This window comes from Streptomyces sp. NPDC101152, assembly GCF_044768275.1.
Classification (GTDB): Bacteria; Actinomycetota; Actinomycetes; order Streptomycetales; family Streptomycetaceae; genus Streptomyces.
The window spans coordinates 24941-48686 of the sequence record NZ_JBIWPO010000026.1 but is presented as its reverse complement, the minus strand read 5'-3'; the positions used below and the strand labels follow the sequence as shown (position 1 = coordinate 48686).

At 72.7% G+C, this 23746-nt stretch carries 23 protein-coding genes; 12 read left to right on the top strand and 11 right to left on the bottom strand.

Annotation, left to right across the window (positions count from 1 at the left end; genetic code table 11):
* Positions 1-101 precede the first annotated feature (101 nt).
* Positions 102-269 (top strand): hypothetical protein, encoded by a 168-nt coding sequence (locus ACIRVK_RS28485; RefSeq protein WP_404251940.1) that lies wholly within the window; start codon positions 102-104, stop codon positions 267-269.
* Positions 270-333: 64 nt separating this feature from the next.
* Here ACIRVK_RS28485 and ACIRVK_RS28480 read toward each other — a convergent pair whose 3' ends face one another.
* Genes ACIRVK_RS28480 through ACIRVK_RS28470 form a run of 3 tightly spaced genes read right to left on the bottom strand, consistent with a single transcriptional unit; the run spans position 334 to position 2545 of the window.
* On the bottom strand, positions 334-705 hold the full coding sequence (locus tag ACIRVK_RS28480) for a fic family toxin-antitoxin system, toxin component (RefSeq protein WP_404251939.1): 372 nt from the start codon (positions 703-705) through the stop codon (positions 334-336).
* Positions 702-920: a hypothetical protein gene (locus ACIRVK_RS28475; protein ID WP_404251937.1), complete on the bottom strand. Its 219-nt coding sequence runs from the start codon at positions 918-920 to the stop codon at positions 702-704. Before ACIRVK_RS28475 ends, ACIRVK_RS28480 begins: the two co-directional genes overlap by 4 nt.
* Before the next feature lie 32 nt (positions 921-952).
* Complete coding sequence (locus ACIRVK_RS28470; RefSeq protein WP_404251935.1) at positions 953-2545, bottom strand: FadD3 family acyl-CoA ligase; 1593 nt, start codon at positions 2543-2545, stop codon at positions 953-955.
* A gap of 92 nt (positions 2546-2637) precedes the next feature.
* Between ACIRVK_RS28470 and ACIRVK_RS28465 the strand changes: the two genes are divergently transcribed.
* The 3 genes from ACIRVK_RS28465 to ACIRVK_RS28455 are packed head-to-tail and all read left to right on the top strand — an operon-like array spanning position 2638 to position 4986.
* Positions 2638-3786: a lipid-transfer protein gene (locus ACIRVK_RS28465; RefSeq protein WP_404251933.1), complete on the top strand. Its 1149-nt coding sequence runs from the start codon at positions 2638-2640 to the stop codon at positions 3784-3786.
* 7 nt (positions 3787-3793) lie between these two features.
* Positions 3794-4210, top strand: a complete 417-nt coding sequence (locus ACIRVK_RS28460; RefSeq protein ID WP_404251931.1) for a Zn-ribbon domain-containing OB-fold protein — start codon at positions 3794-3796, stop codon at positions 4208-4210.
* Positions 4207-4986 (top strand): enoyl-CoA hydratase/isomerase family protein, encoded by a 780-nt coding sequence (locus ACIRVK_RS28455; protein ID WP_404251929.1) that lies wholly within the window; start codon positions 4207-4209, stop codon positions 4984-4986. The genes ACIRVK_RS28460 and ACIRVK_RS28455 overlap by 4 nt, the downstream gene beginning before the upstream one ends.
* Positions 4987-5004: 18 nt before the next feature.
* Here ACIRVK_RS28455 and ACIRVK_RS28450 read toward each other — a convergent pair whose 3' ends face one another.
* From ACIRVK_RS28450 to ACIRVK_RS28440, 3 genes are all read right to left on the bottom strand, one after another.
* Complete coding sequence (locus tag ACIRVK_RS28450) at positions 5005-7008, bottom strand: DUF4157 domain-containing protein (protein ID WP_404251927.1); 2004 nt, start codon at positions 7006-7008, stop codon at positions 5005-5007.
* Positions 7009-7270: 262 nt separating this feature from the next.
* Positions 7271-9616, bottom strand: coding sequence for a PQQ-binding-like beta-propeller repeat protein (locus ACIRVK_RS28445; protein WP_404251925.1), 2346 nt, complete (start codon positions 9614-9616; stop codon positions 7271-7273).
* 210 nt (positions 9617-9826) lie between these two features.
* Positions 9827-10552 (bottom strand): VOC family protein, encoded by a 726-nt coding sequence (locus tag ACIRVK_RS28440; protein WP_404251923.1) that lies wholly within the window; start codon positions 10550-10552, stop codon positions 9827-9829.
* Positions 10553-10675: 123 nt separating this feature from the next.
* On the opposite strand from ACIRVK_RS28440, the gene ACIRVK_RS28435 reads away from it, so the two are divergent.
* A complete protein-coding gene (locus ACIRVK_RS28435) occupies positions 10676-11323 on the top strand; it encodes a TetR family transcriptional regulator (RefSeq protein ID WP_404251921.1) in 648 nt (215 codons plus the stop codon).
* Positions 11324-11488: 165 nt separating this feature from the next.
* Positions 11489-11785, top strand: a complete 297-nt coding sequence (locus ACIRVK_RS28430; protein ID WP_404251919.1) for a hypothetical protein — start codon at positions 11489-11491, stop codon at positions 11783-11785.
* On the opposite strand, the gene ACIRVK_RS28425 is transcribed toward ACIRVK_RS28430, so the two are convergent.
* Together ACIRVK_RS28425 and ACIRVK_RS28420 are read right to left on the bottom strand one after the other, a co-directional pair.
* Positions 11779-12255, bottom strand: coding sequence for a nitroreductase/quinone reductase family protein (locus tag ACIRVK_RS28425; RefSeq protein WP_404251917.1), 477 nt, complete (start codon positions 12253-12255; stop codon positions 11779-11781). The genes ACIRVK_RS28430 and ACIRVK_RS28425 overlap by 7 nt on opposite strands.
* Complete coding sequence (locus tag ACIRVK_RS28420; RefSeq protein ID WP_404251915.1) at positions 12252-13436, bottom strand: acyl-CoA dehydrogenase family protein; 1185 nt, start codon at positions 13434-13436, stop codon at positions 12252-12254. Before ACIRVK_RS28420 ends, ACIRVK_RS28425 begins: the two co-directional genes overlap by 4 nt.
* A gap of 76 nt (positions 13437-13512) precedes the next feature.
* On the opposite strand from ACIRVK_RS28420, the gene ACIRVK_RS28415 reads away from it, so the two are divergent.
* Complete coding sequence (locus ACIRVK_RS28415) at positions 13513-14685, top strand: thiolase C-terminal domain-containing protein (protein WP_404251913.1); 1173 nt, start codon at positions 13513-13515, stop codon at positions 14683-14685.
* Positions 14686-14722: 37 nt separating this feature from the next.
* Positions 14723-15388, top strand: coding sequence for a pyridoxal 5'-phosphate synthase (locus ACIRVK_RS28410; RefSeq protein ID WP_404251911.1), 666 nt, complete (start codon positions 14723-14725; stop codon positions 15386-15388).
* A 10-nt stretch (positions 15389-15398) separates the two neighbouring features.
* On the opposite strand, the gene ACIRVK_RS28405 is transcribed toward ACIRVK_RS28410, so the two are convergent.
* The 3 genes from ACIRVK_RS28405 to ACIRVK_RS28395 form a co-directional block, all read right to left on the bottom strand.
* Positions 15399-16274 carry a GNAT family N-acetyltransferase gene (locus ACIRVK_RS28405; RefSeq protein WP_404251909.1) on the bottom strand — a complete coding sequence of 292 codons (876 nt, stop codon included), beginning with the start codon at positions 16272-16274 and terminating at the stop codon, positions 15399-15401.
* A gap of 184 nt (positions 16275-16458) precedes the next feature.
* Positions 16459-17079: a GNAT family N-acetyltransferase gene (locus ACIRVK_RS28400; protein WP_404251907.1), complete on the bottom strand. Its 621-nt coding sequence runs from the start codon at positions 17077-17079 to the stop codon at positions 16459-16461.
* Between the two features lie 23 nt (positions 17080-17102).
* The gene (locus tag ACIRVK_RS28395; RefSeq protein WP_404251905.1) at positions 17103-17492 is read right to left on the bottom strand and encodes a Zn-ribbon domain-containing OB-fold protein; all 390 of its coding nucleotides are present in this window, start codon (positions 17490-17492) and stop codon (positions 17103-17105) included.
* A 184-nt stretch (positions 17493-17676) separates the two neighbouring features.
* Between ACIRVK_RS28395 and ACIRVK_RS28390 the strand changes: the two genes are divergently transcribed.
* The 4 genes from ACIRVK_RS28390 to ACIRVK_RS28375 all read left to right on the top strand — a co-directional run bounded on the left by ACIRVK_RS28390 (position 17677) and on the right by ACIRVK_RS28375 (position 23733).
* The gene (locus ACIRVK_RS28390; RefSeq protein WP_404251903.1) at positions 17677-18864 is read left to right on the top strand and encodes a flavin-containing monooxygenase; all 1188 of its coding nucleotides are present in this window, start codon (positions 17677-17679) and stop codon (positions 18862-18864) included.
* Positions 18865-19054: 190 nt separating this feature from the next.
* Positions 19055-20560 carry a flavin monoamine oxidase family protein gene (locus tag ACIRVK_RS28385; RefSeq protein ID WP_404251901.1) on the top strand — a complete coding sequence of 502 codons (1506 nt, stop codon included), beginning with the start codon at positions 19055-19057 and terminating at the stop codon, positions 20558-20560.
* Positions 20561-20725: 165 nt separating this feature from the next.
* Positions 20726-22951, top strand: a complete 2226-nt coding sequence (locus ACIRVK_RS28380) for an acetate--CoA ligase family protein (protein WP_404251899.1) — start codon at positions 20726-20728, stop codon at positions 22949-22951.
* Positions 22948-23733, top strand: coding sequence for an enoyl-CoA hydratase/isomerase family protein (locus ACIRVK_RS28375; protein ID WP_404251897.1), 786 nt, complete (start codon positions 22948-22950; stop codon positions 23731-23733). The genes ACIRVK_RS28380 and ACIRVK_RS28375 overlap by 4 nt, the downstream gene beginning before the upstream one ends.
* The last annotated feature ends 13 nt before the right edge of the window (positions 23734-23746 follow it).

The following is a 23746-nucleotide window of genomic DNA, read 5'->3' as shown; positions in this document are numbered from 1 at the left end:
CCCTTAGGGTGAACCGGCCTCAGGATCCGTCCGGCGACCCTCGGGGGAGTTGCCGGGCGGATCCTGTCCATCCACCGCACGAGCCTTCAGGGGAGCACCAGATGAGCGACCAGAACACCGCGGACAACATCCACGTCACCGACGAGCCGGCCGACGCCTCGGTGACTCCGGACAACATCCACGTCACGGACGAGCCGCTGGCGGCCACCGCCAAGGACGGCGGCACGGTGACGCCGGACAACATCCACGTCACGGACGAGAAGGCCTGACGACCACCACCCCGACGGGGAACGGCCGCGGCAGCCCGGAGGGGAGCTGCCGCGGCCGAGGCGTTCACACCGTCCACTCCTTGAGGACTACCGCCACACTGCGCACCGTGCTCTCCGGCCGCTTGAGCTCCCGCGCCAGCGCGGAAACCCGCTGCTGATCGAGCTTGGCCGGGACCCCGGCGGCGATCAGATACGCGTGAGCGACGGCAACGGCCACCCGCAGGTTCGACCGCTCCAGCCAGCGCATACGCCCCAGCGAATGCGCCAGCGCCGCCGCCTTCGCAAACGCCCCCTGGTAGATCTCCTGACCGACCAGCACCGCCCGATGCCGCTCGACTGCGGCCACGGGAACGCCGTAGTCGTCGATGGCGGGATCCTCCTGACCCGCCCGCTGCGCAACCTCAAGGATCCAGGCGAGGTCAACCTTGAGATTCACGCCTCGGTTTCCCCCTCGATCTCGTCGATGAGATCGCCGTACTCGTCGAGCACTTCCTGCGCGGCAGCCATGAACACGACGCGCAGGTGCTCGTTGTCGTCCCTGATGAGCTGCTCGACGTATTCGTTGACGGGTATCCGCCGCGTGGCCGCGGCCTGCCGGGCCATCTCCGCCGTCTCGTCGTCCATCCGGATGTTGATCTGCGTCTTGGCCATGCAGGGATGGTATCAGCAGATACCAAGTGTCGCTATCCGGTGATACCAGCCCCGCGCAACTCCCCCTTCACCACCTTCCCACTCGCGTTCCGCGGCAGTTCCGCCACGAACTCCACCGATCTCGGCACCTTGTAGTTCGCCATCTCGCGGCGGGACCAGGCGATCAGGTCGTCGGCGGTGAGGACGGAACCCGGGCGGCGGACCACGTAGGCCCTGCCGACCTCGCCCAGGCGGGGGTCCGGGACGCCGATGACCGCCACGTCGGCGACGTCGGGGTGCAGGCCCAGCAGCTGTTCTATCTCCGCCGGGTACGCGTTGAAGCCACCGACGATGAACATGTCCTTGATGCGGTCGGTGATGCGGAGGTTGCCGGCCGGGTCGAGGACGCCGACGTCGCCGGTGCGCAGCCAGCCGTCCTCCGTCAGGACCTCGGCGGTCGCGGCCGCGTCCTCGTAGTAGCCCCGCATGACGTTGAACCCGCGGACCAGGACCTCGCCGGGCTGTCCGACCGGCGCCTCGACCCGGACCTCGGTGCCGGGTATCGCCCGCCCGGACGTCGACGCGATCACCGTCGGATCGTCGCCCCGGCGGCACATCGTGACGATGCCGCTCGCCTCGGACAGGCCGTAGGCGGTGAGGACCGTGCCGACGCCGAGTTCGCCGCGCAGGCGTTCCACGAGGCGCAGGGGGACGACCGCCGCGCCGGTCACGACCAGCCGGAGGGCGGAGAGGTCGTGGGAGTCGCGGGCCGGGTGGTCGAGGAGCGACTGGTGGAGGGTGGGCGGGCCGGGGAGGACCGAGACGCGTTCCGCCGCTATGTTCGCCAGCACCGTGTCCACGCTGAACACCGGCTGCGGGATCATCGTCGCGCCCCGCATCAGACAGGCGATCACGCCCGCCTTGTAGCCGAAGGTGTGGAAGAAGGGGTTCACGATCAGGTAGCGGTCGCCCTGCTCCAATCCCGCCAGGTCGCTCCAGATCTCGTAGCCCCGCAATGTCTGTCCGTGCGTGATCACCGCGCCCTTGGGGCGGCCCGTCGTCCCGGACGTGAAGATGATGTCCGAGGGGCTGGAGGGGGACAGCAGCGCGGCGCGCGACCTCACCTCCCGCTCCCCCACACCCTCCCCGCTCGCTAGGAAGTCCTTCCAGGTGCGGAAGTCGGCCGGGGCGTCGTCGGAGAGGACCACGACCTGTTCCAGGTCCGGGAGGCCGGGGAGGGGGCCGTCGCCGGGCCCGTCGCCCGCCGCGCGGCGCAGGGAGGCCACGTAGGACGTGCCCAGGAAGGTGCCGGTCACGAACAGCAGGCGCGCGCCGCTGCGCCGCAGCACGTCCGCCGCCTCGCCGCCCTTGAACCGCGTGTTCAACGGCACCAGCACCGCGCCCGCCGACACCGCGCCCAGCGCCGCGACCATCCACTCCAGGGAGTTGGGCGCCCAGATCCCCACCCGGTCGCCGACCGCGACCCCGTTCGCGACGCAGGCCGCGGCCACCCGGTCCACCCGCGCGCCCAACTCCGCGTACGACACCCGGACCCGGCCGTCCACCACCGCCTCGGCGTCCGCGTACCGCTCGGCCGCCGAGCGGACCAGGCCCGGGATGGTCCCCCACTCCTCGTCACCGCGCACAACAGCCCCCTACCGATAGCTGACTACCCGTCAGATTAGCTGTAACCTGACGGCCTGTCAGCTGAGGGGACAGTCTGCGGAGGTGCACCAGCATGGCCGGGATCAAGGACGCCACCGCCATCGTCGGCATAGGACAGACACCGTTCGCCAAGCACCTGGAGGACGATGAGAGAACCCTCGCCTGCCGGGCCGTCCTCGCCGCCCTCGACGACGCCGGGATCGCGCCCGGCGAGGTCGACGCGCTCGCCTCGTACACCATGGAGGAGACGGACGAGGTGGAGCTGGCGAAGGCGGTCGGCTTCGGGGACCTGACCTTCTTCAGCAAGGTGGGCTACGGGGGCGGGGGTTCGTGTGCCACCGTCGCGCATCTCGCCGCCGCCATCGCCTCCGGCCAGGCGACGGTGGGGGTCGCCTGGCGGTCCCGGAAGCGGGGCAGCGGCCCCCGTCCCTGGACCAACACCACGGTGCAGCTGCCCACTCCGGCCCAGTGGACCCGCCCCTTCGGACTGCTTAGGCCCGCCGACGAGATCGCCATGCTCACCCGCCGTTACATGCACGAGTACGGCGCGACCCGGGACCATCTGTTCAACGTCGCCCTCGCCTGCCGCAACCGGGCCAACCAGAACCCCGCCGCCGTGATGTACGAACGGCCCCTGACCCGCGAGATGTACATGACCTCCCGCTGGATCAGCGAGCCCCTCTGCCTCTTCGACAACTGCCTGGAGACCGATGGTGCGTTGGCGTGCGTGGTCGTCAGCGCCGAGCGGGCCCGGGACTGCCGGCAGGCGCCGGTGTACGTGCACTCCGCCGCCCAGGGCCTGCCCTCCCAGCACCACGGCATGGTCAACTACTGGAACGACGACCCGCTCACCGGACCCGCCTGGGCCGCCGCCCGACACCTGTGGAAACACGCCGACTTCACGCCGCAGGACGTCGATGTCGCCCAGATCTACGACGCGTTCACCGCGCTGATCCCGCTGTCCCTGGAGGGCTACGGCTTCTGCGGTCGCGGCGAGGGCGGGGCGTTCACCGAGCAGGGCGCCCTGGAGATCGGCGGACGGCTCCCGCTCAACACCAGCGGCGGCGGGCTCAGCGAGGCCTACGTGCACGGCTTCAACCTCATCAACGAAGGCGTACGGCAACTGCGCGGCTTAAGCACCGCCCAGGTCCCGGACGCCGCCACCTGCCTCGTCACCGCCGGCGAGGGGGTCCCCACCTCCGCCCTGCTGCTGAGGAGTTGAGCACCCGATGCTGACCCCCGTCACGGACACCGACGGCGCCCCTTTCTGGGGCTACGCCCGCCAGGGCGAACTGCGCGTGCAGGCCTGCGCCGACTGCGGCAAGCCCCGCTTCCCGCCCCGGCCCTGCTGCCCGCACTGCCAGTCCTTCGCCGCCGAGTGGCGCCGGATGGAGGGCCACGGCCGCGTCTGGTCCTACGTCCTGCCGCATCCGCCCCTGCTGCCCGAGTACGCCGAGCAGGCCCCGTACAACGTGGTCGTCGTCGAACTCGCCGACGCCCCGCGCATCCGGCTGGTCGGCAACGTGGTCGCCGAGGCCGGCGCGCGGCTGGACTCGGTGGATACGGACCGCGTCCGGATCGGCGCGAGGGTGCGGGTCGTCTTCACCGCCGATGGGCTGCCGCAGTGGGTTCTGGAGCGGCCGTGACGACGGCCGTGGACCTCTCGGTCGACAAGGACACCGGCGTCGCGACCGTCACCCTGGACCGGCCCGCCCGCCTCAACGCCATCGACCTCACCATGCGGGACGAACTCCGCGAGATCTGGCGGCGGTTGCGGTTCGACGACGCCGTCCGCGCGGTCGTCCTCACGGGCGCCGGGGACCGGGCGTTCAGCACGGGCCTGGACCGTGACGCCGTCGTCCCGCAGCCCAACTCGCCCTACATGTCCGACGATCCGCTGCTGCGCGTCGGCCCCAAGTCGAACGACCTGTGGAAGCCGGTCGTCGCCGCCGTGCGTGGCATGGCCTGCGGGGGCGCCTTCTACCTCCTCGGCGAGTCGGACTTCGTCGTCGCCGACCCCACCGCCACCTTCTTCGACCCGCACACCACCTACGGCATGGTCAGCGCCTACGAGTCCGTGCTGCTGGCGCAGCGGATGCCGTACGGCGAGGTCGCGCGGATGATGCTGATGGGCACGGCGGAACGGATCTCCGCGCGACGGGCCTTCGACATCGGCCTGGTCTCCGAACTCACCGAGGCAGGGGGTGCGTCGGCGGCGGCGACGGAGTGCGCGGCGGTGATCGCCGGGTATCCGCCGGAGGGCGTCCAGGGGACCGTACGGGCGTTGTGGGCGGCCCGGGAGGGCGCCGTGGCGGCGGGCTTCGCGCAGGCGGCACACCTGGTCTCGCTGGGCAACCTGCCCGCCGACCGACAGGCGGAACTGTTCGCCGGCCGGTCGGGGGGCGCGCCCCGGGTGCGTTAGGGCCCCGTCTGCGGGCCCTCAGTAGCCGCCGTAGTAGCCGGGTCCGCCGCTGCTCGGGCCCGCTGCCGCGTAGGTGGCGCCGGGCGGGGCGTACATCGGGGGCTGGGCGTCGGCCTGTTGCCGGCGGATCCGCTGGGTGACGGCCTCCAGTTTGTTGCCCACCGTCTTGCGCAGGAAGGTGAACTCCAGCTCCGTGATGACTCCGCGCCGACCGTCCATGATCTGCCGGTGGACCAGCTCGCGGCCGGAGGCGTTCAGCCGGCCCCGCGGGACGAGCGAGATCTCGTAGCTGATGTAGTCCGCCACCAGCGAGGGGCTCTCGGGTACGCGGGGGTCGTGCACGGGTGAGGCGGTGAGCAGGGCCTTCGCGTCCAGCCGGATCGAGTAGCCGAGGCCCTCCAGCGGGCCGACGTACCTGCGCAGCGCGGTCTCCATGGCGAGTTGCTCGGTGTTGACCGCGTTGGTGCCGATCACCAGGTTGGCGGGGGTGTCGGGGCCGCCGTCGCCGTCCCCGATCAGATGGCACCACTCGTGCGAGGCCAGGTGCTCGCCGACGGAACCCTTGTGCCCCTGGCCGCCCATCATCTCGTGGGCCTGCCTGCCACCCATCGCGGCGGCGGGACTGCGCTTGCCGTCGCGCCGGTTCACCTGCGGTGGCGCCGAGAGCTTCGCGGCCTCCTTCAGGACGTACGGGGAGCTGCGAGGGTTCCGGTCGGCGTGCTCGGCAGCGGCGTCGAAGGTCCCCGCGCCGAGGAACCTCCGGCCGTTCCCCTGGAAGTGCGGGTCGTGCCGGCCCGCCTCGGCGTAGAAGGCGAACGGCTGGTCCGGGTCGCTCGGCAGGCGCGTGAAGTAGCGCTCCTCGTCGGCCATGAGACAGTCCTCCATCCGCAGCCCATGGGCCGCGGCCAGCGCAGCGGCCCGGTCCATCGTCGTCCGGTCGCGCCGGCCCCAGTACTGCTCGTTGGGTGACCAGCGCTCCTGGTAGCGGAAGGTCCGGCCCTGCGAGTGCGCGGTGTCGCGCTGCTTCGTGGTCCGGCGCAGGACGCGGAAGCGCGCCCGCTGGTGGGTGTCGATGAGGGTGTCGCTGTGCTCGGCCCCCGGGTCGTTGACGAGCTCCACCCGGTAGGCGAAGCGCCCCGACTGGTAGACCAGGGGCCAGTGGTCGCGCGGGCCGGGATTGTGGTGGCTGACGTTCGGCAGGGTCTGGCCCGGGACCTGCATGATGTCGATGTCGCCCGGCTGCGGGGTCAGGTACGCGTAGCGCGGCACCTGGGGCTCGCTGCCGTCGGTCCCGAACGTCTCCGCCGGGACGTACAGGGCCGGCAGGAGCTGCATCTGCTCGATCTGCTCCTCGGCCAGCCGGATCCGGGGGTCGTCCGGCGCCGCGCGCCGTGAGCCGCGGGTCGAGCGGCCGCTGTACATCCGCTGCGCCACGACGCCGCCGGCCGGTGTGTGCGCGTGGCCGCCCGCGTCGGCCGCCGCGGCCCCGGCCTGCCCCGCCGGCAGGCTCAGCGCCCTGCCTGCGTTGGCCTCGGCCTCGCGTTCGAAGCGGTCGGACGGGTCGGAGACGCTGACCCCGTCCCCGCGGTCGGTGCCGGCCACCGGCCCCCGGCGCTGCTGGATGACGTGGGTCAGTTCATGGGCGAGGGTGTGCCGGTCGAGGGCGCCCTCGCCGAGGACGATGTGGCTGCCCGAGGTGTAGGCCCGGGCGCCCATCTCGGCGGCCGAGCGCTGGGCGACGGCACCGGAGTGGACGCGTACGTCGGAGAAGTCGGCGCCGAGCCGGGCCTCCATGTCCGCGCGCGTGCTCTCGTCCAGCGGCCGGCCCGCCTGCCCCAGCACCTCGTGCACCGCCGAGCGCTGCACGGGGTGGTGCTCGTGGGAGGGGTCATGCGCCTCGTGCTCCTCCTCGCGCAGGGCACGGGCCATCGCGGCGTTGCCGGCGGCCCGTTGCAGGGCGAGGGCCTGAGGCGCCGACATGGCGCCGAGGCGGCCCGGCAGGAGGGCGGGCGAGCCTGCCACCGCCTCCCGGTCACGGTCCTGTGCACCTGCCCGGCCGGGTACCCGCTGGTGTGCGCGCACGGTCCGACTCACCCCTCCCAGACGGCGGATGCCCCAGTGTCCTGGAACCGGGCCGTCCCGCCCAGGTCCGCGAGGGCACACTCGGGGGCAACCGTCCGTTCACCGCGTGGCGCCGACCGCGCACCCGGCGTAGCGTCTGCACCGGACGGCCGCCGTCCCCACCTCTTCCGTGCAGTCGGTACGACGGCCGTCCCCAGATACGTCACGCCGTACGCGCCGTGCCCGTGCCCTTCTCCGCGTCCAGGGCGTACACGCAGCGGTCCTTGCTGCACGCGTACACGACGCCGTCCCGGACCACCGGTGAACCGGTGATCTCGCCGCCGGTCGCCAGCTTCCAGCGCAGCCTGCCGTCGTCGGCCTTCAGGGTGTAGAGGAGGTGGTCGGTGGAGCCGAAGTGGATACGGCCCTCCGCCACCGCCGGCGTGCCCACGATGTCCCCGCCCGCCTGGAAGCGCCACTTGGGTGTCCCGGTGACCGCGTCCAGGGTGTACAGGCCCTTGCCGCTGCCGACGTGGACGTGCCCGGCGGCCACCAGCACCGGATCGACGGACGCCCGGGACTCGGTGGCGATGCGCCAGCGGTCACGGCCGTCGGCGGCGTCGAGGGCGTAGACCGTGCCGAGGTAGTCGGCGAGGTAGATGCCGCCGCCGGTGACGGCGGGGCCCGGCGCGAAGGTGGGCGGGGAGAGGAAGACCGCCGGTGCCTCGAAGTGCCACTTCACATGGCCGCTCGCGACGTCCAGGGCCAGGACGCGGGAGCCGGCGGCGACGTACGCGTAGCCGTCCGGCGCGTGGGTCACCCGGACCGGCACGCCGCCGCAGGAGGCCGCGTCACCGATCGGGTAGGACCAGCGCTCGTCGCCCGTGCGGGCGTTCAGGGCGCGCAGCCGGCCGTCCTGCCAGACGTACACCGTGCCCTCGTGGACGGCCGGGCCCGCCTCCGGCGACTCGAAGTCGGTCTGGGCTCCGGCGAGTTCCCACAGTTTCTGGCCGGTGGCGGCCTCCCAGGTCTGGACGCCGCCGCCGCGGGTGCCGGTGACGACCGTGCCCCGGTCGGCGTGCAGGGAGTACACCCAGGCGTCCGTGTTCAGCCGCCACAGGTCGGCGCCCTCACGGCAGTCCAGGGCGAACAGCGTCGGCCCGTCGGAGGCGTGGATACGGCCGTCGGCGACCGCCATCGACCAGGCCACGTCCCGCGTCTTGAAGCGCCGCCGCCCGGTGGCCACGTCGAGGGCGTGCACCTCGAAGGAGGTGACGTAGACGAGGTCACCGAAGACCGAGGGGGTGCCCCACACATCGTTGGACATGCGGAAGCGCCAGGGGCGCCAGCCGGTGGCCTCCGGCGCGGCGGGCTGGGGGGCGGGCGCGGCGGGGTCGGCGCCGTTGACGCCGGGGCGGGGCTTGACCCAGGAGGCGGACAGGGCGGACTCCGGCGGGGGCGCCTTGACGGCGGCGGCGCGGACGTCGGAGACGCGGGGGCCGGGACCGATGGGCACCTGGGCGCCGGCCAGGCGGACGGGGCCGGTGTCGGGGGCGCCGACGGGTACGGGGGGCGAGGTCGGGATCACCGGGTCGTGGGAGGGCGGGGGCGGCAGGGCCGGGCGGCCGCCTCCGCTGCGGGCGCCGCCCTGCGGGCCGGGCCTGGCCGCCGGGCGGCCGCCGCGGCGGGCCTCGATCAGACTCACCGCCCGCTCGGGCAGCCACGCCGACGCGGTACCGCTGTCGTCGGAGCCGGAGCCGAAGAGGTGCGGGGCGAGCTGGGCCTGGAGGTCGGCCGGGTTGGGGCGGGCCGTGGCCTCCATCTGCATACAGGACTCGATCAGCGGGCGCAGCTCGGCCGGCAGGCCCTCCAGGTCCGGGCCCTCCCGCAGCAGCATGAAGACCGTCTCGACCGGGTTGGCGCCGTGGAAGGGCGGGTGGCCGGTGGCGGCGAAGACCAGCATCGAGCCGAGCGAGAAGACGTCGCTGGCGCCGGTGACGCTGCGGGAGTCCTTCGCCTGCTCGGGGGACATGTAGGCGGGGGTACCGACGGCCACGTTCGTCATGGTCAGACGGGTGTTCGAGACGCCGGAGGCGATGCCGAAGTCGATCACCCGGGGGCCGTCCTCGACGACGAGGACGTTGGAGGGCTTGAGGTCGCGGTGGACCAGCCCGGCGCCATGGATGGACTGCAGCGCCTCGGCGACGCCCGCCGCGAGCCAGCGCACGGCCTGGGCCGGGAGCGGCCCGCACTCGTTCACTATCTCCTCGAGGGAGGGCGCGGGGACGTACGCGGTGGCCAGCCACGGCACGGCCGCGCGCGGGTCGGCGTCGACGACGGCAGCCGTGTAGAAGCCGGAGACCGCCCGGGCCGCCTCCACCTCGCGCGTGAAGCGCACGCGGAAGAGCTGGTCCTCGGCGAGCTCGGTCCGTACCGTCTTGATCGCCACCCGCCGGCCGGACGCCGAGCGCGCGAGATAGACCAGCCCCATGCCGCCGGCCCCCAGCCGTCCCAGCACCTCGAACGGCCCGATCCGCCGCGGATCGTGCTGCGTCAGCTGATCCACCACTTGCCTGCCACCTCCCCGTACAAGCCGCGCCACCCACATATGGACGCGACCGAAGTGCAGCGTCTCACCACCGCACCGCCATGGCGGCACGCACCCCGATTCTTCCTGGCCCGGGCACTGGTTGCGAACCAGGGCCCGATTGGGGGTGTCTCCCGACAAACCGGTGCGTTTCGTCGCATGTCGCGACCCTGAGGGGTGTTGTGAAAGTCCCTAGGCCCGCTCCAGTACGGCGAACGACGCTCCTTGATTGTCGGTGACGACCGCCACCTTTCCGTACGACGTCTCGAATGGTGGTGCCTGGATCCTGCCGCCGAGCCGGCTCACCGTCCCGAGGACGGCCTCGCAGTCCGCGACCGCGAAGTGGACGAGGAAATGGGGCGGCATCTCGGCCGGGAAGACCTCGGAGACGGCCGCGCGGCCGAAGTCGGGCCGCGCGCCCGGTCCGAACAGGGCGTCGTGGAAGAGTTCGCCGTAGAAGGCGTTGGCGGCCTCGGTGTCGCGGGCGTACAGCTCCGCCCAGGCGAAGGTGCCGGGCTCGTGCCGCCTGCCGAAGCCGGGGTGGCCACCGGGCTCCCAGAGACCGAAGACGGCGCCCTCGGGGTCGGTGACCAGCGCGGTCACACCCAGGTCGCCGACCGGGACGGGCGCGGTGACGACCTGTCCACCGGCCGCCCAGACCCGGTCGGCCAGCGCTTCGACGTCGGGGGTCGCGAAGTACACGGTCCACACGGTGGGCAACCGCCCGTCCGCCTTGCGGGCCAGCGCCGCGACCGGCTCCCCCTCCTTGCGGGCCCACACGGACCCCCCGTACGCCTCCTCGAAGTCCCACCCGAAGAGCTCACCGTAGAACCGCTTGCCCGCCTCGACGTCGGGAAGCTGCGCGTCCACCCAGCAGGGAACGCCCTCTCCGTATGTGGATGCCCTGTTTTCGGCCATACCGCCAAACTAACGTCGGCGCCCGCACCCCGCAGGACCAGGCACACCTGTCTCGGCACCCCCTTGCACCCCATTTGCAGTCGGCCGAATCGCGCTCCGATCACCCCTCGGTAAGCTGACGACATGACAGGACAAGTGCGTACCGTCGACGGCCGTGTGGCCGGCCGGCGTGGGCAGGCGACCCGGCAGAAGCTGCTCGACTGCCTCAGCGAGATGCTCAGCTCCTCCCCTTACCGGGACGTCAAAGTCATCGATGTCGCCCGGAAGGCGGGGACTTCGCCCGCGACCTTCTACCAGTACTTCCCGGACGTCGAGGGCGCCGTCCTGGAGATCGCCGAGCAAATGGCCACGGAGGGCGGGCAGTTGACCGCGCTGCTCGAGGGCCGCTCGTGGGTCGGCAAGGCCGGCTGGCAGACCGCGCAGGAACTCGTGGAGGGATTCCTGGAGTTCTGGCGCGAGAACGACGCGATCCTGCGCGTGGTCGACCTCGGTGCCGCCGAGGGCGACAAGCGCTTCTACAAGATCCGCATGAAGATCCTCAACTCGGTGAACAACTCCCTCGCGGGCTCGGTCGCCGAGTTGCAGTCCAAGGGCAGGGTCGACAAGGACGTGAACCCGGCCGCGGTCGCCGGTTCCCTGGTCGCGATGCTCGCGGCGGTCGCCTCGCACCAGAAGGGCTTCCAGAGCTGGGGCGTCAAGCAGGCCGAACTCAAGCCGAACCTGGCCCTGTTGGTCCACCTGGGCGTGACCGGCAGAAAACCCACGAAGTAACCCGCCCTCTTTCCAGGCCCCCCCAAGTCCTGTCTGGCAGGCGGTGGCGCACGGACACCCTCCGTGCATCACCGCCTGCTGTGCGTACCGGGCGCGACCTCGCTGAACGGCACCCCCCTCGTTTACGTACATAGAGGGAGGTACTCCGCGAAAGGAGACGTGCTCATGAACCTCCTGAAGCGAGCGGCCGTCGCCATGGCCTCGGCCGCCCTGGTCACCGGCGCCGCGGGGATCGCCGCCGGGCCCGCCTTCGCGACGGGCCAGCCCAACCAGTCCTGCCAGTCCCAGTCGTCAAGCCCCGGCAACGCGTCCAGCGCCCCCGGTTCAGCTTTCAACGAGGTCCCCGGTGGTGTCGCCGGAGCCAACTACGCCGGCTCGGGACCCCACTCCGTCCAGAACGCGGGCAGCGGCAACGCGGTCGCCCAGTACGACGTGGCCTGCACCCAGGTCTCGACTCACTGATCGCGCCGGCTGATCCGGAAGATCCGGATCTCCCGCTCCACCCGCGCCTGATAGGTGGCGTACGGCGGCCAGAAGTCCAGCAGCGCCTTCCAGGCCGCCGTCCGCTCCTCGCCCTCCAGCAGCCGGGCCCGCACCGGGATGTCCGCGCCCTTCCAGCTCACCTCGGCGTCGGGGTGGGCCAGCAGGTTGTGCGTCCAGGCGGGGTGGTCCGTACGGCCGAAGTTCGAGCCGATCAGCAGCCAGCTCCGGCCGCCCTCCTCGGGCATGCAGGCCAGCGGCGTACGCCGGGCCAGCCCGCTCCTGGCCCCCGTGGAGGTGAGGATCACCCCCGGCAGCATTTGCGCGCTGAGCAGCACCTTTCCCCGGGTCAGCCGGTGGACGGCGCGGTCCAGCGCCGGGATCACATGCGGGGCCACCTTCGCGAAACCCCGCGTCGACGACACCCGCTGCACCACACGTTCCCCGATCACACCGCCACCTCCCGGCCCTCGAAGAGCCGCGCCGTCTCCGCGGCACGCGCCCGCAACCGATGCACCGGCCCGAAGAGCAGCTCGTCGCCCGATGCGCGCTTGAAGTACAGATGCGCCTGGTGCTCCCAGGTGAAACCGATGCCCCCGTGCAGCTGGATCCCCTCGGCGGACGCGACTCGCAGCGCCTCCAGGGCCTGCGCCAGCGCGAGCCCGCCCACCCGCTCCCCCCGCACCGCGGCCCAGGCAGCGTAGTACGCGGCCGACCGGGCCGCCTGCACCTGCACGTACACGTCCGCCAGCCGGTGCTTGACCGCCTGGAAGGACCCGATCGCCCGTCCGAACTGCTCCCGCTGCCGCACGTACGCCACCGTCAGCTCCAGCGCCCGGTCGGCGGCCCCGACGGCCTCGCAGGCGAGCACGGCGGCTGCGGTGCTCCCGAGGGCGGCGAGGGCGCCCAGCACGTCGGCGCCGTCCTCGCCGAGCAACTCGGCCGCCACGTCCCGCAGTTGGACGCGGGCCTGCGGCCGGGTGGCGTCCAGGGCGGTCTGCCGTACCCGTACCACCCCCGTCGCCTCCCCCGGCACCAGGAACAGCAGCGTCCGGGACCGGGCGTACCCCCCGGTGTGCGCGGCGACGAGCAGCACCCCCGCGCTGTGCCCGTCGAGCACCTGCTCGGCCTGCCCGTACAGCCGCCACCCCTCCCCCGCCCTTCTGGCCTGCACGCCCCCGGCCCGTCCGCCGCCGGCCCACTCGCCGCCGTTGTCGCCGGTCAGGGCGAGGGCGGTGGCGAGGGCGGTGCCGGGGACGGCGAGGGCGGCGGTGAGGGCTCCGGAGGCCAGGCGCGGCAGCAGCGAGGCGCGCTGGGCGTCCGTCCCCAGGGCGAGGACCAACGGCACGGTGAGCACGGCGGTCGCCAGCAGCGGCGAGGGGGCCAGCGCCCGTCCCGTCTCCTCGCAGGCCAGGGCGAGCTCGGTCGCCGAGCAGCCGACACCGCCGTACGCCTCCGGCAGCGCGAGGCCGGGCAGCCCCAGCTGGTCGGCGAGCGCGGTCCACAGGACCGGGTCGTGACCGTCCGAGGTGCCGAGGGCGGCGCGCAACTCCCCCGGGCCGCAACGCTTGTCCAGGAGTTCGCGCAGGGTACGGCGGATCTCGCCCTGTTCGGCGGTGAAGCGGGCGTCCATGGCTCTTCCCTCCGGATCTGACGGACCGTCATATTAGGAGTCCGGGAACGATATGCCCAGGGGAAGGCGGCCTCTCATGACTCGCGGGACGCGGAAGGTGGCGGCGGTCGGGGTGTCCCTCTCCGACTGCGGCCGGGTGGACGACACGACGCCGTACGCCCTGCACGCCCAGGCGGCCCGCCGCGCCCTCGCGGACGCGGGTCTCGGTCGTGAGCTGGTCGACGGCTTCGCGTCGGCCGGCCTCGGCACGCTGGCCCCCGTCGAGGTCGCCGAGTACCTCGGCCTGCGGCCCACCTGGGTCGACTCCACCTCGGTCGGCGGCTCCACCTGGGAGGTCATGGCCGCCCACGCGGCGGACGCGATCGCGGCCGGCCACGCGAACGCCGTCCTCCTCGTCTACGGCTCCACGGCCCGCGCCGACATCAGAGCGGGCCGCCGCACCGGGAACCTGTCCTTCGGCTCCCGCGGCCCGCTCCAGTTCGAGGTCCCCTACGGTCACACGCTGATCGCCAAGTACGCGATGGCGGCCCGCCGCCACATGCTCGAACACGGGACCACGATCGAGCAGTTGGCGGAGGTGGCGGTGCAGGCGCGGGCGAACGCGGCCCTGAACCCGGACGCCATGTTCCGCGACCCCATCACCGTCGACGACGTCCTGTCCGGCCCGATGATCGCCGACCCGTTCACCAAGCTGCACTGCTGCATCCGCTCCGACGGCGGCGCGGCCGTGCTGCTGGCGGCCGAGGAGTACGTACGGGACTGCCGCACCGCCCCCGTCTGGGTGCTCGGCACCGGGGAGCACGTCTCGCACGCGGCGATGTCTCAGTGGCCGGACTTCACGGTGTCGCCGGCGGCGGTGAGCGGACGCCTGGCCTTCGAGCGGGCCGGCGTGCGGCCCGAGGAGATGGACTTCGCGCAGATCTACGACGCGTTCACGTACATGACGCTGGTGACGCTGGAGGACCTCGGTTTCTGCGGGAAGGGCGAGGGCGGGGCGTTCGTGGAGAAGGGGCGGCTGCGGGTCGGGGGCGGGGAACTGCCGGTGAACACGGATGGGGGCGGCCTGTCGGCCCAGCACCCGGGGATGCGGGGGCTGTTCCTGCTGGTGGAGGCGGTGCGGCAGCTCCGCGGGGAGGCGGGCGCCCGGCAGGTGCGCACGGCGGACGGGGCGTTGCCGCGCCTTGGGGTGGCCTCCGGTACCGGGGGGTGGTTCTGCTCGTCGGGGACGGTGGTGCTGGGACGGGACTAGGGCCCACCGAGGCCGGCACCCGCGTCACAATCGACGCATGGGAACCGATCTTCATGAGCTGCTGAGGTCGCTGCGGGTGTGGGACCCGGCGGTCACCGAGCTGCGCCCCTTCGACCCGGCGACCGCCCCCGCCGAGCCCCTCGCCCTGTTCACGGCGTGGTTCGCGGAGGCGGTCGCCGCCGGGCAGCGCGAACCGCACACCATGTCCCTCGCCACGGCCGACGCGGACGGGCGGCCGGACGTACGGACCGTGATGCTGCACGGCGCCGACGCGGACGGCTGGACCTTCGCGACCCACGGGAGCAGCCGCAAGGGCCGCCAGCTGGCCGGGCGCCCGTACGCGGCCCTCGGCTTCTACTGGCCGGCCCTCGCCCGCCAGGTCCGGCTGCGCGGGCCCGTCACCACCGCCCCGTCGGCCGAGTCCCAGGGTGACCTGCACGCCCGCTCCACCGGCGCCCTTGCCGCCGCCCTCACCGGCCGCCAGAGCGAGGTGCTGGGCTCGGTGGAGGAGCTGGCGCGGGCCTCGCAGGCCGCCTGGGAACGGGCCCAGCAGGAGCCGGACGCCCCGGTCCCGACCTGGACGCTGTACCGACTGCACCCGGAGGAGGCGGAGTTCTTCCAGGGCGACGAACGGCGGCGGCATGTGCGGTTGAACTATCGGTGGGGGGACGGGGGGTGGGAGCGCGAGCTGCTCTGGCCGTGACGCCGGGTCCTCAGCCCGTGTCCCCGTACCGGCCGAAGTCGTACTGGACGAAGTCCGCCACCGGGCGGTAACCGATGCGCTGGTAGAGGGCGTTGCTGGTCGGGTTGGCCAGGTCCGTGAAGAGCAGCACCTCCCCCGCGCCCGACGCGCGCGCCGCGCGGCTGACCTCGGTGGTGACCGCGCCGGCGTACCCGCGGCCGCGCAGGCCGGCCGGGGTGTAGACGGGTGCCACCCGTACCTGTCCGGCGACCGTCGGGGTGACGCCGGCCATGGAGAGCGGGGTGCCGTCGGCGTCCTCCCAGAAGGTGACGCCGCCGTAGGAGACGCGCGAGTCGGCCCAGTCCTCCGCGCGCTGACCGGCGCCCTCACCGACGGCCGCCATGAACTCGCCGTACCAGAGCGCCAGTTGCTCCCGGTCCGCCTCCCCGGCGACCCGCGCCCGCCCCGCCGGCACCGGCTCCGGCACGGTCAGCTCGTCGAGCCGGTACAGCCGCTGCCGCTGGTACACGGCCGCCGTCGCACCCGTACGCCGCTCCCAGGCCCTCACCAGCGCCTCCACACCGACCCGCTCCCCGGAGACGCCGGGCAGCGGGCGGCCGTCGTCGGCCAGGTGGACGGCGAGGGAGTCGGCCCCCTCGGGGGCGAGGGAGGTGACGTTGAGCCGGTAGGGAGGTGTACGGAAGTAGACCGCCCGGACCACACCCTGCCGCTCCAGCACCCCGAAGTACGGCGCCTCGTCCCCGTAGGTCCCCGCCCCGCGCCTGCGCAGCTGCTCGGTCACGGTCAGCGGAAGGGTGTGCAGAGCGGGCCGGGAGCGCAGGAAGTCCCCGGCCCGGGAGAGGAAGACGTCCAGGTCGTCGGTGCGGTACCAGCCATCGGGGCGCATACCTCATGCTGCCGCGCGACCGGGCTGCCCTGCCTCCGAATTACGCGTTCACCTCAGACCGAGCATCGAGGGGCCAGGGGGCGCAGTTCGGCGACCTGAACGCCGTTCCGCGTGATGTGGAAGGTCTCACCGGCCTCGACGATGGCCCTCATTCCGTCACCGTAGGCCCGCGTGTCTCCCGGTGCTACACGCCCGACGTCGAACCACCCAGACGAACCTCCGGATCCGTCGCCAGCCGTGCGTGCAGGTGGGAGTCGCGGAACGCGTCCTGGCGGTCCGCTTCGAACATCTGGCCGCGCATCGTGCCCTCGTAGCGGAAGCCGCAGCGTTCGGCGACCTTGCAGGACACCTCGTGGCCGACGGCGTGGTGCAGTTCGAGGCGGTGCAGGCCCAGCTCGGTGTGGGCCCAGTGGGCGGCCAGGGCGAGGGCGCGGGTGGCGACGCCCCGGCCGCGGGACTCGGGCAGCACCCAGTAGCCGACGATGGCGTGGCTGAGCACGGGGTGGATGTCCTGGACGCTGATGTGGCCCAGCCGCGTACCGTCCCCCGCGTCCTCGACGCAGAACGCCACTCCCGTCCCCGTCCGCGCCCCCTCCGCCTTCGCGGCGATCGAGGCGCGGGCCACGGCGAGGTCGGAGACCGGCGTGAGCGGGGTGTTCCAGCGCCGGAACTCGGGGTCGGCGCAGCCCCGGAAGAAGGCCTCGACGTCGGCCTCGCAGTCCGCGTCCCACGGGCGCAGGCGCAGTCCGTGGCCGCGCACTTCGGTGGACTCGAGGGTGAGGGTGCGGTCGTGTATGCCGGTCATGCGCCCATTCAAACGCGCCCGCCTCAGCCACGCGGCCGGAATACCGGCACCCCGTCCCGGAAGCAGACCTCCAGTTCCGTCCCGGCCCGCAGCCGCTCGGCCGCGCAGTCGACGAGCTCCGTCATCATCCGGGGCCCCTCCGCGAGGTCGACGACGGCGGCGACGTACGGGGTGCGCTCACCGAAGGGCGGCAGGTCGTTGCGGTGGACGACGGACCAGGTGTAGAGCGCGGCGCGGCCGCTCGCCGGCTCCCAGGTCACGTCCTCGCTCCAGCAGTGCGGACAGAACTCGCGCGGGTAGTGGTGCGCCCGCCCGCACGCCCCGCACCGCCGGACCAGCAGCCGCCCCTCGGCCGCCGCGTCCCAGTACGTCCGGGTGAAGGCGTCGGCCTCCGGGAGATCGTGACGCGTCATGTATCTGACGGTACGTCAGATGAGCCGATCCCGGAACCCGGGCCGCGGCCGGACGCCGCGCGGCCACAACCAGGTGTTCTACGTCACAAGTCCCACCCACTCCTCCTACAGGCGTGATCAATCCGCAACCAATTCCGGTCTTGACCGAGACCCATCAAGCTGGTGCGTGATTACGCTCGCGCTCATGGCCGACTCCACACCGTCCGCGAGCCCTTCGGGCCACCCCGTCCACGTCATCGGCGGTGGACCCGCGGGGCTCTCCGTCGCGTACGCGCTGCGGGCCCGGGGCGTCCGGGCGGTCGTCCTGGAGAAGGCCGACGACGTGGGCGCGTCCTGGCGGCGCCACTACGACCGGCTGCACCTGCACACCACCCGGCGCCTGTCGGCCCTGCCGGGGCTGCCCATGCCGCGCCGGTTCGGGCGGTGGGTGGCCCGGGACGACGTGGTGCGGTACCTGGAGAAGTACGCCGAGGTGCACGAGCTGGAGGTCGTCACCGGCGTCGAGGTCTCGCGCGTCGAACGCGCCCCCGACGGCACGGGCTGGCTGCTGCGCGCCACCGGCGGCCGGGAGCTGACCGGCGCCGCCGTGGTCGTCGCGACCGGGTACAACCACACCCCGTACGTCCCCGACTGGCCCGGCCTCGACACGTACACCGGCGACTTCACGCACGCCGGCGACTACCGCGCCCCCGGCCCGTACGCCGGCCGGGACGTCCTGGTCGTCGGCGTCGGCAACACCGGCGCGGAGATCGCCGTGGACCTGGTGGAGGGCGGCGCCTCCCGGGTACGGCTGTCGGTACGTACGGCCCCGCACATCGTCCGCCGCTCCACGGCCGGCTGGGCCGCGCAGTACACGGGCGTCCTGGTACGGCGACTGCCGGTCGGGGTCGTGGACCGGCTCGCCCGGCCGATGGCGAAGCTCAGCGTGCCCGACCTCTCCGCGCACGGGCTGCCCCGCCCGGACACGGGGCTCTACAGCCGCGCCAAGGCGGGCGCCATCCCGGTGCAGGACGTCGGGCTGATCGACGCCGTGCGCAAGGGGCGGGTCGAGGTGGTGGCCGCCGTCGAGGGCTTCGAGGACGGCAAGGTCGTCCTCGCCGACGGGACCCGCATCTCCCCCGAGGCCGTCGTCGCGGCCACCGGTTACGTCCGCGCGCTGGAGGGTCTGGTCGGCCACCTGGGCGTGCTGGACGCCCAGGGCAGACCCCTCGCACACGGCGCCCGCGTGCCCGAGCAGACACCCGGTCTGTACTTCACCGGCTTCACCACGCCCATCAGCGGCACCCTGCGCGAGGTCGCGATCGACGCCGGGAAGATCGCGAAGGCGATCGTGAAGAACGGCGGGGACGCGCTGTCCCGGCTCCCCGGCTGAGACTCCGGCTGTCCCCGGCTGTCCCCGGCCCGACCGGTAAGCCCCTTCTTCTCCTCAACTTCCTTTTTCAGAAGGCTCCTTACTTGTGCGTCAGATGTGGCGGAAGCGTTGAAGCGTGCCGCCCTCCGGGGCCAGAATCTGAACACTGCTCACTTTCTGGCTCCACACTCTCTCCACACGGAGGACGCACGTGGCACGTGGAAGACAGCACCACCCCGGGGCCCTGTCCCGGCGCTCCCTGCTCGGCGGTGCCGCGGCCGCGGGCGCCGTCACCCTCACCGGTACCGCGGCCGGCACCGCCGCCGCGGCGGGCACCAGTCGTGACGTCGACGTCGCCATCGTCGGCGGCGGGCTCGCCGGGCTGACCGCGGCCCGCGACCTGGTGGCCGGCGGCAAGACGGTCGTCGTCCTCGAGGCCCGGGACCGCGTCGGCGGCCGGGTCGTCAACCTGAAGCTCGCGGGCGGCGGTTTCACCGAGGGCGGCGGCGAGTTCATCGGGCCCACCCAGAACCGCATCAAGGCCCTCGCCGACTCCCTGGGCGTGGCCACCTTCACCACCTACAACACCGGCAAGAACCTCCTCTACAAGGACGGCACCCGCACCCCGTACGACACGAGCGGCATCCTCGGCTCGGTCCCGCCGGTCGACGCGGCCGGTCTCGCCAACGCGGCGATCGTGCAGTCCTCGCTGGACGACATGGCCAAGACCGTCCCCGTCGACGCGCCCTGGACGGCCGCCAAGGCCGCCGAGTGGGACAAGCAGACCTTCGAGAGCTGGCTGAACGCCAACGCGGTCATCCCCTCGGCCAAGTTCCTGCTGGACGTGGCCTGTACGTCGATCTTCTCCGCCCAGCCCCGCGAACTCTCCCTGCTCTTCGTGCTGTTCTACATCGCGGCCGCCGGCGACGAGAACAACGTCGGCACCCTGGAACGCCTCACCGACACCGCGAACGGCGCCCAGGAGTCCCGTTTCGTCGGCGGCTCCCAGCAGGTCGCGATCAAACTGGCCGCCACGCTCGGCGACCGGGTGGTGCTGAGCGCGCCGGTCCGCTCGATCGCGCAGTCCGGCGGCGGTTACGTCGTCACGGCCGACGGCGTCACGGTGACCGCCAAGAAGGTCGTCGTCGCCGTACCGCCGCCGCTGGCGGCCCGCATCTCCTACGACCCCCTGCTCCCGGCCGCCCGTGACCAGCTCAGCCAGCGGCTCCCGATGGGCTCGATCGGCAAGGCGATCGCCGTCTACGACACCCCGTTCTGGCGCGCCGACGGCCTCAACGGCCAGGTCGTCAGCGACTCCGGCGTGGTCCGCTCCACGTTCGACAACTCTCCGCCGGACGCCTCCTACGGCGCCCTGATGGGCTTCATCGAGGCCGACGAGATACGGGCGTACGACGCCGCGAGCGTCGACGAGGTGAAGGCGGCCGTCCTCAAGGACTACGCCAACTACTTCGGCGCGAAGGCGTCTTCGCCCACCTCCTTCGTCCTGCAGCGCTGGGACAACGAGGGCTTCTCCCGCGGCGGCCCGGTCGCCTACGCCCCGCCGGGCGTGCTCACCGAGTACGGCGCCGCCCTGCGCCAGCCGGTCGGCGGCATCCACTGGGCCGGCACCGAGACCTCGGCCTACTGGAACGGTTACATGGACGGAGCCGTGCGCTCGGGCGAGCGGGTGGCCAAGGAGGTGCTGGCGGAGCTGTGAGGTGAACCCGTGAGGGTGGAGCCGTGAGGGTGGAGCGGCGAGGTGAAGCCGTGATCGGTTGCGAGTTCACCAACTTTGGGTGCACGCCCATTCCTGACACTGCGTCAGTTCAGTAATCTGACAGAGCGTCAGTTATTTGGCTGTCTCAGAGGAGCGGGCGGACCGATGCTTGGATCAACCCACGGCACCCTCACCACCGACTCCCGCCGGGCCCGGGTCGTCGCGTGCGGCGAGCAACCCGGGCCAGCCGTCCACGGCAGGCCGGCCGACGTCGACGACCTCGACGTCAGCGGCCGGCCCCTGTACGCCGACGTCCCCGACCTGGACCGGTTCTTCCGCCCCGAGTCCGTCGCCGTCATCGGCGCCTCGGACGCCGAGGGGCGGCCCAACACCGGCATCACCCGGCAGCTGGTGGCCTGGGCGGAGCGGGTCGGGGCCCGGCTGCACCCCGTGCACCCGACCCGTCCGTCCGTCTTCGGCATCCCCTGCGCCCCGTCCGTGGCCGACCTGCCCGAACAGGTCGACCTCGCGGTGCTGCTGGTCGCCGACCCGCTTCCGGTGGTCGAGGAACTCGCCGAGGCCAAGGTGCGGTTCGCGGTCGTCTTCGCCTCCGGGTTCGCCGAGACCGGGGCGGAGGGCGCCGCCGCGCAGGAGCGGCTGGCGCTCGCCGTGCGGCGCTCGGGGATGCGGCTGCTGGGGCCCAACACCAACCTCAACGCCTTCGAGCGGTTCCGTGAGGACCTCGACGGACCGGCGATCGCCCTGATCACCCAGTCCGGCCACCAGGGCCGCCCTGTCTTCTCCCTCCAGGAGCTCGGCATCCGCCTCTCGCACTGGGCGCCGACCGGCAACGAGGCCGACCTGGAGACCGCCGACTTCCTCTCCTACTTCGCCGAGCGGCCCGAGGTCGGCGCCATCGCCTGCTACGTCGAGGGCCTCAAGGACGGCCGTTCCTTCCTGCTCGCCGCCGACCGCGCCGCCCGCCGCAAGGTACCGGTCGTCGCCGTGAAGGTCGGCCGCACCGAGACCGGCGCCCGTACGGCCGCCTCCCACACCGGCAAACTGACCGGCGCGGACACGGTGGTGGACGCGGCGATGCGGCAGTTCGGCGTGATCCGGGTGGACGGCCTCGACGAACTCCAGGACACTGCCGCCCTGTTGGCCCGCGCGAGGCCGCCCCGGGCCGACGGCGTGGTCGTCTACTCCATCTCCGGCGGCACGGGCGCGCACTTCGCCGACCTGGCGACCGAGGCGGGGCTGTCGCTGCCCGAACTGTCCGACGCCAAGCAGGCCGAGCTGCATCAGTGGATCCCCGGCTATCTGAGCGTCGCCAACCCCGTCGACAACGGCGGCCACCCGGTCGGGGACGAACGCGGCCGGAAGATCATCGACGCGATCCTGGACGACCCGGCGGTCGGCGTCCTGATCTGCCCGATCACCGGCCCCTTCCCACCCCTGAGCGACAAGCTCGTCCAGGACCTGGTGGACGCGGCTGAGCGGACCGACAAGCTGGTCTGTGTGGTGTGGGGCTCCCCGGTCGGCACCGAGCCCGCCTACCGCGAGGTGCTGCTCGGCTCCTCCCGCGTGGCCACCTTCCGCACGGTCGCCAACTGCATCACCGCCGTCCGCGCCTACCTCGACCACCACCGTTTCGTCGCCCACTACCGCTCCCCCTTCGACGAGGCGCCGCGCACCACCTCGCCGTCCTTCCGCAAGGCGCAGGCCCTGATGCGCCCCGGCCAGCAGCTCAGCGAGCACGCGGCGAAGCAGTTGCTGCGGGCGTACGGCATCCGGGTACCGCGCGAGCAGTTGGTGACCAGCGCGGCGGCGGCCGTCCGCGCGGCGGGCCTGGTGGGCTACCCGGTGGTGATGAAGGCGTCCGGCGCGCAGATCGCCCACAAGACCGAGCTGGGCCTGGTGAAGGTCGGCCTGACCTCCGCCAGCCAGGTCCGGGACGCCTACCGCGAGTTGACCGACATCGCCCGTTACGAGGGCGTGTCCCTGGACGGTGTCCTGGTCTGCCAGATGGTCGAACGGGGCGTGGAGATGGTCGTCGGTGTCACCCACGACCAGCTCTTCGGGCCGACCGTCACCGTCGGGCTCGGCGGGGTGCTGGTCGAGGTCCTGCACGACGTCGCCGTACGGGTGCCGCCCTTCGGTGAGGACCAGGCGCACGCCATGCTGGCCGACCTGCGCGGGCGGGCGCTGCTCGACGGGGTCCGGGGGCGCCCGCCGGCCGACCTGGACGCGCTCGTCGAGGTCGTCCTGCGGGTGGAGCGCATGGCACTGGAGCTCGGGGACGACCTCGCGGAGCTGGACATCAACCCGCTGATGGTGCTGCCGAGGGGGCAGGGCGCGGTGGCGCTGGACGCGCTGGCGGTGTGCCGATGACCGACGTACTGCACACCACCGAGGCCCAGGTCACCCACGTCACCCTCAACCGCCCCGAGGCCCTCAACGCCCTCACCCCCGGCCAACGGGACCTCCTGATCCGGCTGTTGGCGGACGCGTCGGCCGACCCGGACGTACGGGCCGTGGTCATCACCGGAACCGGTCGTGGCTTCTGCGCGGGCGCCGACCTGCGCGGCGGCTCGGCGGAGGGTGAGCGGGTGGCCGGAGACGTGGCCCGCATGATCCGGCAGGGCGCCCAACGCCTCATCTCCGCCGTCCTCGACTGCGAAAAGCCGGTGATCGCGGCGGTGAACGGCACGGCGGCCGGCCTCGGCGCCCATCTCGCGCTCGCCTGCGACCTCGTACTGGCGGCGGAATCGGCGAGGTTCATCGAGGTGTTCGTCCGGCGCGGCCTGGTCCCCGACGGCGGCGGCGCCTACCTCCTCCCCCGCCTGATCGGCCCGCAACGCGCCAAGGAACTGATGTTCTTCGGCGACGCGCTCTCCGCCACCGACGCAGAACACCTCGGCCTCGTCAACCGGGTCGTCCCCGACGACGAGTTGGCGAAGACGGCCCGCGCCTGGGCGGAACGCCTCGCCTCCGCCCCCACCCGAGCCCTCGCCCTCACCAAACAGCTCGTCAACGCCTCCCTGGACACCGACCGCACGACCGCCTTCGCCGCCGAGGCCGCCGCCCAGGAGATCAACATGACGACGCGGGACGCCCGGGAAGGCGTACGGGCGTTCATGGAGCGCAGAACCCCCGCCTACGAGGGCCGCTGACCCTCCCCACCCC

What these genes read in the sequence shown, in the direction of transcription:
- ACIRVK_RS28485 (WP_404251940.1), top strand. Translation starts at nt 102, where the DNA reads ATGAGCGACCAGAACACCGCGGACAACATCCACGTCACCGACGAGCCG.
- ACIRVK_RS28475 (WP_404251937.1), bottom strand. Translation starts at nt 920, where the DNA reads ATGGCCAAGACGCAGATCAACATCCGGATGGACGACGAGACGGCGGAG.
- ACIRVK_RS28465 (WP_404251933.1), top strand. Translation starts at nt 2,638, where the DNA reads ATGGCCGGGATCAAGGACGCCACCGCCATCGTCGGCATAGGACAGACA.
- ACIRVK_RS28460 (WP_404251931.1), top strand. Translation starts at nt 3,794, where the DNA reads ATGCTGACCCCCGTCACGGACACCGACGGCGCCCCTTTCTGGGGCTAC.
- ACIRVK_RS28440 (WP_404251923.1), bottom strand. Translation starts at nt 10,552, where the DNA reads ATGGCCGAAAACAGGGCATCCACATACGGAGAGGGCGTTCCCTGCTGG.
- ACIRVK_RS28435 (WP_404251921.1), top strand. Translation starts at nt 10,676, where the DNA reads ATGACAGGACAAGTGCGTACCGTCGACGGCCGTGTGGCCGGCCGGCGT.
- ACIRVK_RS28430 (WP_404251919.1), top strand. Translation starts at nt 11,489, where the DNA reads ATGAACCTCCTGAAGCGAGCGGCCGTCGCCATGGCCTCGGCCGCCCTG.
- ACIRVK_RS28420 (WP_404251915.1), bottom strand. Translation starts at nt 13,436, where the DNA reads ATGGACGCCCGCTTCACCGCCGAACAGGGCGAGATCCGCCGTACCCTG.
- ACIRVK_RS28415 (WP_404251913.1), top strand. Translation starts at nt 13,513, where the DNA reads ATGACTCGCGGGACGCGGAAGGTGGCGGCGGTCGGGGTGTCCCTCTCC.
- ACIRVK_RS28410 (WP_404251911.1), top strand. Translation starts at nt 14,723, where the DNA reads ATGGGAACCGATCTTCATGAGCTGCTGAGGTCGCTGCGGGTGTGGGAC.
- ACIRVK_RS28405 (WP_404251909.1), bottom strand. Translation starts at nt 16,274, where the DNA reads ATGCGCCCCGATGGCTGGTACCGCACCGACGACCTGGACGTCTTCCTC.
- ACIRVK_RS28400 (WP_404251907.1), bottom strand. Translation starts at nt 17,079, where the DNA reads ATGACCGGCATACACGACCGCACCCTCACCCTCGAGTCCACCGAAGTG.
- ACIRVK_RS28395 (WP_404251905.1), bottom strand. Translation starts at nt 17,492, where the DNA reads ATGACGCGTCACGATCTCCCGGAGGCCGACGCCTTCACCCGGACGTAC.
- ACIRVK_RS28390 (WP_404251903.1), top strand. Translation starts at nt 17,677, where the DNA reads ATGGCCGACTCCACACCGTCCGCGAGCCCTTCGGGCCACCCCGTCCAC.
- ACIRVK_RS28380 (WP_404251899.1), top strand. Translation starts at nt 20,726, where the DNA reads ATGCTTGGATCAACCCACGGCACCCTCACCACCGACTCCCGCCGGGCC.
- ACIRVK_RS28375 (WP_404251897.1), top strand. Translation starts at nt 22,948, where the DNA reads ATGACCGACGTACTGCACACCACCGAGGCCCAGGTCACCCACGTCACC.